Genomic DNA, 10,849 nt, shown 5'->3' with positions numbered 1-10,849 from the left:
CCCCGCGAGGAGGGGGCCCGGCCTTCCGCCGTACGGCCTACCGGAAGTCGTGGACGTGGGCGAAGCCCTCCACGCCGCCGGCCACGTCCTTGGCGGTGGCGGCGCCCCAGCCCTCGCCACCGGTGACGATGTGCGAGGTGTGGGCGACGGCGGCCCACTGGTCGGCCGCGAACACCGGGTCGGCGGAGCCGACGAACTCGCCGCCCCCAGCCAGGCCGACGTGCGCGAACGCCGGGGTGGCGGCACCCGCGAGCGCGAGCGCGGCGGTGGCGGTCAGCGCGACCTTGGCCAGCTTGCTCTTCATGGTTCTGCCCTCTCTTCGGGAGCGCCTCGGCCGGCGCTCTGCCTGTGACACGTGATCACTTCCGGCCGTCCGGCCCGCCGCCCCACGCGCCGGACCGGACGGCCGTTCACCCGGCCGGGCGCGCGCCCGCCGGACACCTCGTCCGTACAGCCCGGAGGGCCCGGGGAGACCAACCTCCCCGGGCCCTCCGTCCGTGCCGTGCCCCTTGATCAGCCGATCAGGTGCGAGACACCCGCGTCGCCCGAGGACTGGGTGTTCTGGCCGACGTTGCAGATCTGCTTCGGGGTGCTGTTCAGGACCGGCACCTCGACCGGAACCGCGACGCCGATGACGGCGACGGCGATGTTGTGGACCTCCGGCAGGCAGATGTTGGCGTTGTCCAGGGTGTGGAAGTTCGGGCTGGCGTTGCCGTGGGTGCCGGTCTGGTTGGTGCCGCCGTTGCCCTGGACCGAGGTGGCGGCGCCGTCCGAGTCGACGATGGCGGAGGCCGAGCCGGCGGACATCGCGATGGCGGCGGCGGCCAGGCCGGCAGCGGTGAGGGACTTCTTGATCATTTCCGGTTTTCCTCTCGAGGGGTGAATCGGGGAGCGATTCGAAGGGATGGTTCAGGAGGCCTGCCCGGGAGCTGCAGGCGGTACGGCTCGGACGGTTCGTCAGCCGACCAGGTGCGAGACGCCGGCGTCGCCGTGGCTCTGGGTGCCCTGGCCCTGGGTGCAGTACTGCTTGCCACCGCTGTTGGCGATCGGGACCTCGACGGGGACGGCCACACCGAGAACGCCGACGGCGATGTTGTGGATCTCGGGGAGGCAGACGTTCGCGTTGTCCAGGAAGTGGAAGTTCGGGCTGTTGTTCCCGACGGTGCCGGTGAAGTTGGTGCCGCCGTTGCCCTCGATGGAGGCGGCGGCGCCGTCCGCGTCACCGATGGCGGTGGCCGGCGCGGCGGCGGCGGCCAGCGCGGCGACGGCCAGGCCGGCGGCGGCGAAGGACTTCTGGATCATGGGGAGATCCCTCTCTGAAAAGCTCTTTGGTTTCCGTGCGTACAACGCGTAGAACGCTCAGACCCGGTCTGCAGTCACTGACGTCCAGATCAAAGAATGACGGCACGGAAGGTTACGGGGATTTTTGAAAAGAGTCCGGGAGGCGCGTCCGGGAGTGGTTTCCGGTCGGATTATTAGGCCGAATCGGTTAACCGCCGCAATCGGTACTCCCGCTCACTCGTTGAGACAGATTGCTTTACGGCTGCGGTACTCGGGTAGCGCGGCCGTACCCCCCTCGGAAGATCTCCAGTACGGACAGGCAGAACGGTGAAAAGCATGAAGTTCTCCAAGCGGGCCGGCGCGATGCTGCTGGCGGTCGGTGCGGGCGTGCTCGCCTCCCAGGGGGCGGCCTCCGCCGCCCCCATGAGCCCCGACCAGGTCGGAGCGCTGGAGGACAGGCTGGCCACCCAGCAGGTCCCCGCGGACATCCCGCTCGCCCCGCTGGACAGCCACCTCACCGCGGGCATCCCCACCTCGCTGGTCATGCCGCCGGCGCCGGGGCGGACCACCAGCACCAGCACCGAGCTGCTCCCCGACCGCCTCGTCCCCGAGCTGCGCACCGGCAAGGTGGGCCCGAGCGCCAAGGCCGAGCTGCCCGTCCCGCTGGTGGACCAGAGCACCGACCTCGGCAAGGTGCTGCTGGACGCCCCCGCGGCGCCGCTGCGCGCCGACACCCCGGGCCTCGCCCTCGGCAAGCCGCTCTCGCTCGCCCAGGACGGCACCGGCCAGCTGGCCGGCGGTCGCCTGAAGGTCGACGAGGTGGACCCGCGGCTGGTCACCGGCGCCGTCCAGGCGGTGCCGGGCGCCACGGCGACCCTCGGCAACGAGGACCACCGCCTCTCGGTCACCGACGAGGTGAACGACCTGGCCACGACCACCGCGGCCACCACGACCGGCGTCGTGCAGGAGACCGGGCTGACGGACCTCGCGCAGCTCTGAGTCCTCCGCGCACATGCGAGAGCCCGGCACCCCGCCTCGTACGGGTGCCGGGCTCTCGCGTGTGCGCGGGCCTCAGCCCGGCAGGACGCCGGTCAGTCCGCCGACCAGCGGGAGGTCCTTGGCGCCGCCCCCGGCGCTCAGCGGACCGGTCAGCGTACCGGTGCCGACCGGCGCGAGGCCCTGGTCGGGCTGCACGGTCGCGCCGTTGTTGAGCACGTCGGCCGAGGAGTTCGCCCACGGGTCCAGGCGCAGGCTCTTGATCGGCGCGACGCCGTAGCCGAGCCCGGAGGTCGTCCCGTTCAGCGCCTGGCCGACGTCCGTCTTCGTCAGCGTGGCCGGGCCGGTCTCCGGGACCGGGTGCGGGGCGGTGGCGGCCTGCGCGGAGCCCGCGCCGAGCAGCACCGCGGCGCCGACGGCGGCGGCCAGCCCGGCCCCGCCCTTCTTCGAAACCATGCGGATCACCCTTCGGTGGATCGGGATCCGGTCGGCCGGCGGCCGGCCGGGAGCAGGGGGCCGTCCGGAGATGCCGAACTGCCCCCCGGCCGGTCGGTCGGGGGGCAGTTCGGCCGGAACGCGTGCCGACCGGAGGATCAGCAGTCGTCCGCGTCGTGGTGCGGGTGCATGTCCACGTTGGCGCAGCTGTTGCCGAAGGCCGGGTTCAGCAGGCCGACCACGTTGATGGAGTTGCCGCACAGGTTGATCGGCACGTGCACCGGGACCTGGATCTGGTTGCCGGAACCGACGCCGGGGGAGCCGGCGGCCACGCCCTCGGCGCCCGAGCTGGCGGCGGCGGAGCCGGCCGCGCCGAGCACCAGGCCGGCGGCGGCGGCGGAGAGGACGGCGACCTTCTTCACGTTCTGCATGGGGGTTGATCTCCTCGATCACACACGGGTGGAGCGTGCCGCGCCCCGTCGCGGGGCGCGGCACGGACTCGGTGAATCAGCTGTCGCCGGGGCGGCGACCGCGGGTTCAGCCGACGTTGGCGCAGCTGTTGCCGAAGGCCGGGTTCAGCAGGCCGATGACGTTGACGGTGTTGCCGCAGACGTTCAGCGGGATGTGGATCGGCACCTGGATCTGGTTGCCGGAGAGCACGCCGGGGGAGCCGGCGGCCACGCCCTGGGCGCCGGAGCTGGCGAACGCGCCGCCGGCCGCACCGAGGACCAGACCGGTGGTGGCCAGCGTCAGGACGGCGGCCTTCTTGAGGTTGCGCATGTTATTTCCTCCGTTTTCTGCCCGACGGATCGCGAATGTCGGGAGCCGGGCGAGCAGGAATGCTCGCCCGCTGGCTTCTGGGATTGCCGTGGTTTGTCACTCCGTCGGCGCACACCGGCGTGTTCCGCCCATGGCTCGGGCGTGGCCGCGGTGGCCGCTTCTCGGCGCCTCGCGGACGGTTTCCCGCACGGCCGGGATAAGGTCCGGGGCAAGGCGCGACCAGGAGGAATTCCCGGTCAGGCGTTGAGGCAGTGATTGCCGAACGCCGGGTTCAGGAGGCCCGCCACGTCGACCGAGTTGCCGCACACGTCGAGCGGGATGTGCACGGGGACCTCCACCGAGTTGCCCGAGACCACGCCGGCGGAGCCGGCCGCGACACCCTCGGCGGTCGCGCCGTGCAGGTGGTGGGCGGACGCGACGCCGGCACCGGCGGCGAGCAGGGCGGCGGTGGCCGCGGTGCCGGCGACGCCGTGGGCTAGCTTGCGCATGGGCGGTACTCGATTCGTGTAGGGGCCTGAGTGGAGCGTGTTCCGCCAGGGAGAACGAGGCAGGGCGCGAGGGGAAACGGTCCGGTCCGGTGATCACCCGAATGCCGGGTACCACCACCGTTGCGCCACACGGGTGACATGGCGTGTGCGCTCGCAACCGCTCCCGACGGGTCTCGTTCTAGTTGTCGCACTCCCCGTGCATCTCTGTTGAACAGTCAGGAGGCTCGTATGAGCATCAAGAAGACGGCTGCCGTCGGTGCCGCCGTGGTGGGTATCGTCGCCGCGGGCGCGGGCTCCGCGATGGCCAGCTCGGGCGCCGAGGGCGTCGCCGCGGGTTCCCCCGGTGTCATCTCCGGCAACCAGATCCAGATCCCGGTGCACATCCCGGTCAACCTGTGCGGCAACTCGGTCGACGTCATCGGTGCGCTGAACCCTGCGTTCGGCAACCACTGCGCCAACCTGGGCTGATTCCGCACCCGGTTCGGCCGGGTGTCGAGCCGCCGTCCCGCGCTTCCCTCCTGGGGTGCGGGCGGCGGCTCTTTCGCATGTCCGGGGGCGTCGCGACGGCCCGCGGAGCGTCAACTTCCGCTGCTGTCACAAGCCTTGTTGCGTTACTTGTCAGTACCTAGAATGTGAGACCTGCTCATCTTTCTGCTCCGCGTTCTTGCTCCGCGCCGCTCGGCGCCCCCGGCCGGGCGGTCCCCACCCCCCCCGCAAGGAGTCGCGTGTGATCAGGTCACGACTGTCGGCGGCGCGCAGAACCCGGACGGTTGCGCGCCGCTCCCCGTACGGCGCACTTCTCGCCGTGAGCGCCCTCGTCGCCACCCTCGGCCTGGCCGGCGCACCCGCCGCCCTCGCCGACCAGGCCCCCGCGGCCGACGGCGCCCGCCCGGCCGCGATCGTCGCCCTCGGCGACAGCGCCATCTCCGGGGAGGGCGCCGGCACCGACACCGGTGACGGCTACTTCCCGGACACCGACACCCCCACCAACTACTGCCACCGGCACCCGAAGTCGGAGGTCTTCGTCACCGACATCCCCGGGGTGACCCCGATCGACCTCGCCTGCTCCGGCGCCCAGACCGGCGACCTGGTCAGCGACCCGGAGCTGGCCAAGATCACCGGCGGCGGCAGCGGCGACTTCGGCGAGCCCAAGCAGGACGTCAAACTCGCCGACGCGGCGGGCAAGTACGACGTCAAGATGGTCGTCGTCACGATCGGCGCCAACGACGACTTCGACTTCAGCGGGATCATGATGCACTGCCTCGCGCAGTACTTCCCGATCCCGAAGAGCCAGGGCTGCCGCGACACCATCGGCAGCGCCGACATCGCCCAGCGGGCCAAGCGCGTCCAGCCCAAGGTCGTCGCGGCGCTGCAGAACATCCGGCAGACCATGCGCCGGGCCGGCTACGCGGACTCCTCGTACCAGCTGGTCTACCAGTCGTACTTCAACCCGATCACACCGGACATCCGCCGCAACGACTACCTCGGCAAGATCGCCGACGGCTGCCCGGCCTTCCCCGAGGACCTGGCCTGGGGCCACAACTGGGTGGTGCCGACGTTCAGCGACGCGCTCCGCTCGGCGGCCGAACAGGTGCCCGGCGTCCGGTACCTGGACCAGCGGCGGGTCGCCTTCGGGCACGAGGTCTGCGCCGAGTGGACCAGTTCCCCGTACGAGTACAGCAACGGGGACGTCATCAACCTCTCCGAGTGGGCGCGCAACGGCTGCGACTCGCAGATCGGCATCCCCGGCCTGTGCATGAACATGGTCCGCCAGTCGTACCACCTGCGCGTCGCCGGCTACCGCGGCGAGGGCGTCTGCCTCGGCCAGTTCTTCGCCCGGCCCGACCAGGCGGAGGCCTACTGCACGCTCAACCAGCAGAACACCACGTCCATCCAGCCGCTCACCCCCGGGCAGCCGTTCGGCGACGGCCCCGAGGACGGCGCCTGGTACCAGCTGACCAACGCGGCCACCGGCAACGCGCTCGACCTCACCGGCGGCGGCACCTACGGCGACGCGACCAACGGCCGCGCCGCGATCAGCTACCCGGCCACCGGCGGGCTCAACCAGTCGTTCGTCCTGGAGGCGAAGGCGGGCGGCGGTTACGAGCTCGACTTCAGCGGCAACCGGGACATGTGCCTGGACGCCGACGCCGCGTCCGTCGCCGCCGGCACCCGGATCCAGCAGTGGGGCTGCAACGGCGGCGGCAACCAGCACTGGGTGTTCAAGCCGGCCGGCGGCGGCCGCTACACGGTCGCCGACTCCCAGGACCAGGGCAAGGTGCTCACCGCCGGCGGCGGCCGCGACGCGCAGGGCAACCCGCTCGTCGTGCTCGCGGCCGACACCGGCGCCGCCGACCAGCTGTGGCAGCTCACCAAGCTCGGCATCGTCTACCTCCACGGCTGACACCGCCGCAGACACCGCCGCGCCCCGGTCCGCCGCCCGGGTGTGCCCGCCCGGTTGCGCCCCGCCGCCCCGGGCCGGGCGGGGCCGGTGTCGTAGGCTCACTCGACGTCGCCGCGTTCGCCGGCGCGCCGACCACGAGCCGGGCGGGGAGAGCCACAGCAGATGAGCACGGCATCGAGCACCGAGTCGTCCAGCGCCGAACCCGGCGCCCCGACGCCTCCGGTGACGACGGACGAACGGCCGGAGCCGGAGCGCACCGCCCCGGGCCGCTTCGGCGCCCTGATGGACCGCTTCGCGCCCGCGCTCGGCGCGTACGCCGTGGTCAAGGCCACCGGCCTGACCGTCTTCATGATGCTGCTGGCCCACACCGGGGACTACCTCAAGAAGGACCCGGGCCGCGGCGGCGGCGCCCAGCCGTGGGACGTGCTCGGCACCTGGGACGGCATCTGGTACCAGCGGATCGCCGAGAACGGCTACGACCCGCAGCTGATCCCGCTGCACGGCTTCCCGCTGGCCAGCTACTACGAGAACTCGGCGGCCTTCTTCCCGCTCTACCCGTGGCTGATGCGGCTGGTCGGCGCGGTCACCGGGCTCGGCCCGTACGGCTCCGGAATCGTCGTGTCGGTGCTCGCCTCGTTCGTCGCGGCGGCCGGCATCTTCGCGGTCGCCGAGCGGCTCGGCGGCTGGCGGGCGGGCGTGATCGCCGCGGTGCTCTGGGGCCTGTTCCCGGGCTCCGGCGTCGAGTGGGCGGTCTACTCGGACTCGCTGTTCGTCGCGCTGTCCGCCTGGGCCTGCTACTGCGTGATGACCCACCGCTGGGTCGCCGCCGGGCTGCTGACCCTGGCCGCGGGCCTCAACCGCCCGACCGCCGCCGCCCTGATCGCCGCCGTCTCGGTCGCCGCCCTGGTGGCGCTCGTCCGGCGCACCGACGGCGTCCGCCGCCCGCTCTTCGCGATGCTGATCACGCCGTGGGGCCTGCTCTGGTACGTCGCCTGGGTCGGCTACCGGATGGGGGACTGGGGCGGCTACTTCAAGCTCCAGCGCGGCGCCTGGAACCGCTACTTCGACTGGGGCGCCTCCACCTCCCGCACGGCCCTGGACGTGGTCACCGGGCACTGGAACTTCTGGCAGTCCAACCCGGCCCCCGACCTGATCGCGATCGCGCTGCTGATCGCCCTGCCCGGCCTGCTGGTGCTGCTGCTGCGGCTGCGCCCGCCGCTGGTCCTGGTGATCTACACGCTGCTGACCATCTTCACCGCGCTGAGCAGCAACCAGATCTTCGACAACATCTCGCGCTACCTGCTGCCGGCCTTCCCGCTCTGCGTCGGCCTCGCGGTCGCGCTGCGCCGGGTGCGGACGCCCTCGCTGATCGGGCTGTTCGCGATGCCCGCGATCGCGGCGGGCTGGTACGCCGGGTACGCGCTGTTCGAGATGGGCATCCCGTAGGCCGTCCCGCGCCGGGGCGGTTCGTGTGCGACGGCACGCCGGTTGGTTGGCTACGGGATCATCTGCCGACGGACGGCACGTTGCTAACCTCGGACGCATGACGACGACCCCGCCCGTGCGGCAGATCCGCGACATCTCCGGCCTGCTGGACCACGCGAGCCACGTGCTGGCGACCCGGATGGCGTCGGCCTTCACCGAGCTCGGGATCACCCCCCGCGCGTACTGCGTGCTGTTCCACGCGCAGGAGGCGGAGCGCACCCAGATCCAGCTCGCCGAGCTGGCCGACCTGGACAAGACGACGATGGTGGTCACCGTCGACGAGCTGGAGAAGGCGGGCCTGGCAGAGCGCCGCCCGTCCGCCATCGACCGCCGGGCCCGGATCATCTCGGTCACCGAGGCGGGCGAGCGCGCCGTCGAGCGGGGCACCGAGATCGCCGACCGGGTGCACCGCGAGGTGCTGGACGCCCTGCCGGAGCCCGAGCGCGGGGTCTTCGTGTCGGCGCTGACGCGCCTGGTGGACGGCCACCTGGCGGAGCCCGTGGAGAGCGAGCGGACGGTCCGCCGCGCCCGCCGCGCCCGGAGCTGAGCGGATCGCCGCGAGCTGCTCCCGAGATAGATAGTCCCGAACAAAACAATCTGCTAGCGTCTTACCCGGTACTCGACGAACCGGGAGACCCGCCATGCCCACGCACGCCCCGACCGCGCCCGCCCCGGCGCCCGCCGCCCCCGTCCGTTCCCGCGCACTCGCCCTCGCCGTGCTCTGCGCGGGGATGCTGATGATCGTCCTGGACGGCTCGATCGTCACCGTGGCGCTGCCCGCCATCCGGGACGACCTGCACTTCTCGCCCGCCGGCCTGACCTGGACGGTCAACGCCTACCTGATCGCCTTCGGCGGCCTGCTCCTGCTCGCCGGCCGCCTCGGCGACCTCGTCGGCCGCAAGCGCGTCTTCGTCGCCGGGCTCGGCGTCTTCACCGCCGCGTCGCTGCTCTGCGCCCTCGCCCCCGGCCAGGGCGTGCTGATCGCCGCCCGCTTCCTCCAGGGGGTCGGCGGTGCGACGGCCTCGGCCGTCAGCCTCGGCATGATCGTCACGCTCTTCCCCGAGCCCCGCGAACGCGGCCGGGCCATCGGCGCGTTCAGCTTCGTCGGCGCGGCCGGCGCCTCCGTCGGCCAGGTGCTCGGCGGCGTGCTCACCCAGGCGCTCAGCTGGCACTGGATCTTCCTGATCAACCTGCCGCTCGGCCTCGCCGCCGCCCTGCTCGCCGTCCGCGCGCTGGCGGCCGACAGCGGCCCCGGCCTGCGGGCCGGCGCCGACGGGCTCGGCGCCGCGCTGATCACCGCCGCCCTGATGCTCGGCATCTACGCCATCGTCGGCACCGGCGAGCACGGCTGGGCCTCGGCCCGCACCCTCGGCCTCGGCGCGCTCTCGCTCGCCCTGCTGGCCGGCTTCCTGCTCCGCCAGGCCCGCGCCGCCCACCCCCTGCTGCCGCTGCGGACGTTCCGTTCACGGAACGTCTCCGGCGCCAACGCCGTCCAACTGCTCATGGTCTCCGGGCTGTTCGGCTTCCAGATCCTGATCGCGCTCTACCTGCAGAACGTCCGCGGCTACGGCGCCGCCGCCACCGGCCTCGCGATGCTCCCCGCCGCACTCGCCATCGGCACGGTCTCGCTGGCGCTCTCCGCCCGCCTCAACGCCCGCTTCGGCGAACGCCCGGTGCTGCTGGCGGGTCTCGTCCTGCTGGTCGCCGCCCTCGCGCTGCTCGTCCGGCTGCCCGCCGACGCGGACTACGTCCTCGACCTGCTCCCGACGATGCTGCTCGCGGCCGGATTCGGCCTCGCGATCTCGGCCCTCACCGCGCTGGGCATGTCCGGTGCCGGGCCGGCCGACGCGGGCACCGCCTCCGGGCTCTTCAACACCACCCAGCAGGTCGGCGGCGCACTCGGCGTCGCCGTCCTCACCACCCTCGCCGACCGCTCCTCGGATTCACCCGTGGGGGGCTTCCACGTCGCCTTCGCGGTGGCCGCCGGCCTGCTGGTGCTCGCCACGCTGCTCGCCGCAGTGGTGCTCCGCCCCGCCGGGGCCGACCGGTGACGAGCCGTCAGACACCTTCGCCCCGAGGCCGGTTCGGCCGTCGGGGCGTTCGGTTTCGTCGGATCTGCCGGTCCGTCCGGCCGCGTTACGGCCAGACCAGGCAGTACAGCTGGTGGCCGGCCTCGTGCAGGCGGTTGGCGAAGTCCTGCCACTCGTGCAGCATGCTGTAGATCACGAAGGCGTCGCGCGGGCCCCGGCGGTCGGGCACGGTGGACCAGATGAAGGCCGCCGCGCCGAGCTCGGTCTCGTCGGCCTTGCGCAGCGGTTCGACGACGTTCTGCGGGAGCTGGACGACGGCGTAGTCGGGGTGCAGCACGACGAGTTCCAGCGGCGGGACCTGGTGCAGCGGGACGCCCTGGATGCCGGTGAGGACCATGGCGCTCATGGTCTCCGGCTTGATCTTGGTGGAGAGGTGCCCGTTGGGGGACCCGCTGGTCTCCATCAGGTCGCCGAGGCGCCCCAGCGAGCCCAGCTCACCCGCGTCCAGGCCGAGTCCACCCGGGCCGAGCGCGGTGGGGACTCTGGCGGCCGTCGCACGGTCGGGTGCGCCGAAGTACTTGTACGTCACCCCCACGCGTCCCTCACCCCGCCTCTCGCCGCCGCGGCGACCGCGTCCCGTCCCCGCTCCCGTACCCCCGCGTGCGGCCTCGGCAGGCCTGCGGGAGCCCCCCGCGGCCTCGTCGTAGCCGTCCTGCGCCTCGGACACTCGGACCATCCTCACCGGAATTCGCCGGAATCGACAGACCCCCGCACGCCCGGCGTCCCTCCGGACGTGCTCCTTACCCGTCATGCGCCGCCGTACCCACTCGCGGGCCCTACCCACTCGCGGAAGGCGGCAGTCCTCTCCACACCCCTGCACACAACCGGAGCGCCTGCGCACTCTGAGTGCACAGTCTGACTGGTCCGCGCCGCGGGGCAGTCAGCGCCCC

The 10,849-nt window shown here is 72.6% G+C and carries 14 protein-coding genes; 6 read left to right on the top strand and 8 right to left on the bottom strand.

Features of this window, described 5'->3' with window-relative positions; all coding sequences use genetic code 11:
- Window positions 1–37: 37 nt before the first annotated feature.
- From ACFVU9_RS31115 to ACFVU9_RS31105, 3 genes are all read right to left on the bottom strand, one after another.
- Window positions 38–304: a hypothetical protein gene (locus ACFVU9_RS31115; protein ID WP_380446762.1), complete on the bottom strand. Its 267-nt coding sequence runs from the start codon at window positions 302–304 to the stop codon at window positions 38–40.
- Window positions 305–513: 209 nt separating this feature from the next.
- The gene (locus tag ACFVU9_RS31110; protein WP_380446759.1) at window positions 514–858 is read right to left on the bottom strand and encodes a rodlet layer protein; all 345 of its coding nucleotides are present in this window, start codon (window positions 856–858) and stop codon (window positions 514–516) included.
- Window positions 859–957: 99 nt separating this feature from the next.
- Window positions 958–1,302 (bottom strand): rodlet layer protein, encoded by a 345-nt coding sequence (locus tag ACFVU9_RS31105; protein ID WP_329929036.1) that lies wholly within the window; start codon window positions 1,300–1,302, stop codon window positions 958–960.
- Between the two features lie 315 nt (window positions 1,303–1,617).
- On the opposite strand from ACFVU9_RS31105, the gene ACFVU9_RS31100 reads away from it, so the two are divergent.
- On the top strand, window positions 1,618–2,280 hold the full coding sequence (locus tag ACFVU9_RS31100) for a hypothetical protein (protein WP_380509611.1): 663 nt from the start codon (window positions 1,618–1,620) through the stop codon (window positions 2,278–2,280).
- 72 nt (window positions 2,281–2,352) lie between these two features.
- On the opposite strand, the gene ACFVU9_RS31095 is transcribed toward ACFVU9_RS31100, so the two are convergent.
- From ACFVU9_RS31095 to ACFVU9_RS31080, 4 genes are all read right to left on the bottom strand, one after another.
- Window positions 2,353–2,733: a hypothetical protein gene (locus ACFVU9_RS31095; protein ID WP_380446753.1), complete on the bottom strand. Its 381-nt coding sequence runs from the start codon at window positions 2,731–2,733 to the stop codon at window positions 2,353–2,355.
- 137 nt (window positions 2,734–2,870) lie between these two features.
- The gene (locus ACFVU9_RS31090) at window positions 2,871–3,143 is read right to left on the bottom strand and encodes a chaplin (RefSeq protein WP_380446751.1); all 273 of its coding nucleotides are present in this window, start codon (window positions 3,141–3,143) and stop codon (window positions 2,871–2,873) included.
- A gap of 106 nt (window positions 3,144–3,249) precedes the next feature.
- Complete coding sequence (locus tag ACFVU9_RS31085) at window positions 3,250–3,492, bottom strand: chaplin (RefSeq protein ID WP_329929032.1); 243 nt, start codon at window positions 3,490–3,492, stop codon at window positions 3,250–3,252.
- A gap of 236 nt (window positions 3,493–3,728) precedes the next feature.
- Window positions 3,729–3,980: a chaplin gene (locus ACFVU9_RS31080; RefSeq protein ID WP_380449117.1), complete on the bottom strand. Its 252-nt coding sequence runs from the start codon at window positions 3,978–3,980 to the stop codon at window positions 3,729–3,731.
- A gap of 228 nt (window positions 3,981–4,208) precedes the next feature.
- Between ACFVU9_RS31080 and ACFVU9_RS31075 the strand changes: the two genes are divergently transcribed.
- From ACFVU9_RS31075 to ACFVU9_RS31055, 5 genes are all read left to right on the top strand, one after another.
- A complete protein-coding gene (locus ACFVU9_RS31075; RefSeq protein ID WP_329929030.1) occupies window positions 4,209–4,448 on the top strand; it encodes a chaplin in 240 nt (79 codons plus the stop codon).
- Between the two features lie 337 nt (window positions 4,449–4,785).
- On the top strand, window positions 4,786–6,384 hold the full coding sequence (locus ACFVU9_RS31070; protein WP_387599059.1) for an RICIN domain-containing protein: 1,599 nt from the start codon (window positions 4,786–4,788) through the stop codon (window positions 6,382–6,384).
- Window positions 6,385–6,546: 162 nt separating this feature from the next.
- Window positions 6,547–7,830, top strand: a complete 1,284-nt coding sequence (locus ACFVU9_RS31065; protein WP_380444721.1) for a hypothetical protein — start codon at window positions 6,547–6,549, stop codon at window positions 7,828–7,830.
- 97 nt (window positions 7,831–7,927) lie between these two features.
- Window positions 7,928–8,416: a MarR family winged helix-turn-helix transcriptional regulator gene (locus ACFVU9_RS31060; RefSeq protein ID WP_380444722.1), complete on the top strand. Its 489-nt coding sequence runs from the start codon at window positions 7,928–7,930 to the stop codon at window positions 8,414–8,416.
- 94 nt (window positions 8,417–8,510) lie between these two features.
- A complete protein-coding gene (locus tag ACFVU9_RS31055; protein WP_387599055.1) occupies window positions 8,511–9,920 on the top strand; it encodes an MFS transporter in 1,410 nt (469 codons plus the stop codon).
- A gap of 85 nt (window positions 9,921–10,005) precedes the next feature.
- On the opposite strand, the gene ACFVU9_RS31050 is transcribed toward ACFVU9_RS31055, so the two are convergent.
- Window positions 10,006–10,635, bottom strand: a complete 630-nt coding sequence (locus ACFVU9_RS31050) for a hypothetical protein (RefSeq protein ID WP_380444724.1) — start codon at window positions 10,633–10,635, stop codon at window positions 10,006–10,008.
- Window positions 10,636–10,849: the final 214 nt, after the last annotated feature.

It is taken from the genome of Kitasatospora sp. NPDC057936 (assembly GCF_042887525.1).
Classification (GTDB): Bacteria; Actinomycetota; Actinomycetes; order Streptomycetales; family Streptomycetaceae; genus Kitasatospora.
This window is presented reverse-complemented; position numbering and strand designations above follow the sequence as displayed.

Bases quoted from the DNA above. Each gene is read 5' to 3' on its own strand.
- ACFVU9_RS31115 (WP_380446762.1), bottom strand. From the start codon at position 304: ATGAAGAGCAAGCTGGCCAAGGTCGCGCTGACCGCCACCGCCGCGCTC.
- ACFVU9_RS31060 (WP_380444722.1), top strand. From the start codon at position 7,928: ATGACGACGACCCCGCCCGTGCGGCAGATCCGCGACATCTCCGGCCTG.
- ACFVU9_RS31080 (WP_380449117.1), bottom strand. From the start codon at position 3,980: ATGCGCAAGCTAGCCCACGGCGTCGCCGGCACCGCGGCCACCGCCGCC.
- ACFVU9_RS31100 (WP_380509611.1), top strand. From the start codon at position 1,618: ATGAAGTTCTCCAAGCGGGCCGGCGCGATGCTGCTGGCGGTCGGTGCG.
- ACFVU9_RS31095 (WP_380446753.1), bottom strand. From the start codon at position 2,733: ATGGTTTCGAAGAAGGGCGGGGCCGGGCTGGCCGCCGCCGTCGGCGCC.
- ACFVU9_RS31110 (WP_380446759.1), bottom strand. From the start codon at position 858: ATGATCAAGAAGTCCCTCACCGCTGCCGGCCTGGCCGCCGCCGCCATC.
- ACFVU9_RS31065 (WP_380444721.1), top strand. From the start codon at position 6,547: ATGAGCACGGCATCGAGCACCGAGTCGTCCAGCGCCGAACCCGGCGCC.
- ACFVU9_RS31090 (WP_380446751.1), bottom strand. From the start codon at position 3,143: ATGCAGAACGTGAAGAAGGTCGCCGTCCTCTCCGCCGCCGCCGCCGGC.
- ACFVU9_RS31085 (WP_329929032.1), bottom strand. From the start codon at position 3,492: ATGCGCAACCTCAAGAAGGCCGCCGTCCTGACGCTGGCCACCACCGGT.
- ACFVU9_RS31105 (WP_329929036.1), bottom strand. From the start codon at position 1,302: ATGATCCAGAAGTCCTTCGCCGCCGCCGGCCTGGCCGTCGCCGCGCTG.
- ACFVU9_RS31055 (WP_387599055.1), top strand. From the start codon at position 8,511: ATGCCCACGCACGCCCCGACCGCGCCCGCCCCGGCGCCCGCCGCCCCC.
- ACFVU9_RS31050 (WP_380444724.1), bottom strand. From the start codon at position 10,635: ATGGTCCGAGTGTCCGAGGCGCAGGACGGCTACGACGAGGCCGCGGGG.
- ACFVU9_RS31075 (WP_329929030.1), top strand. From the start codon at position 4,209: ATGAGCATCAAGAAGACGGCTGCCGTCGGTGCCGCCGTGGTGGGTATC.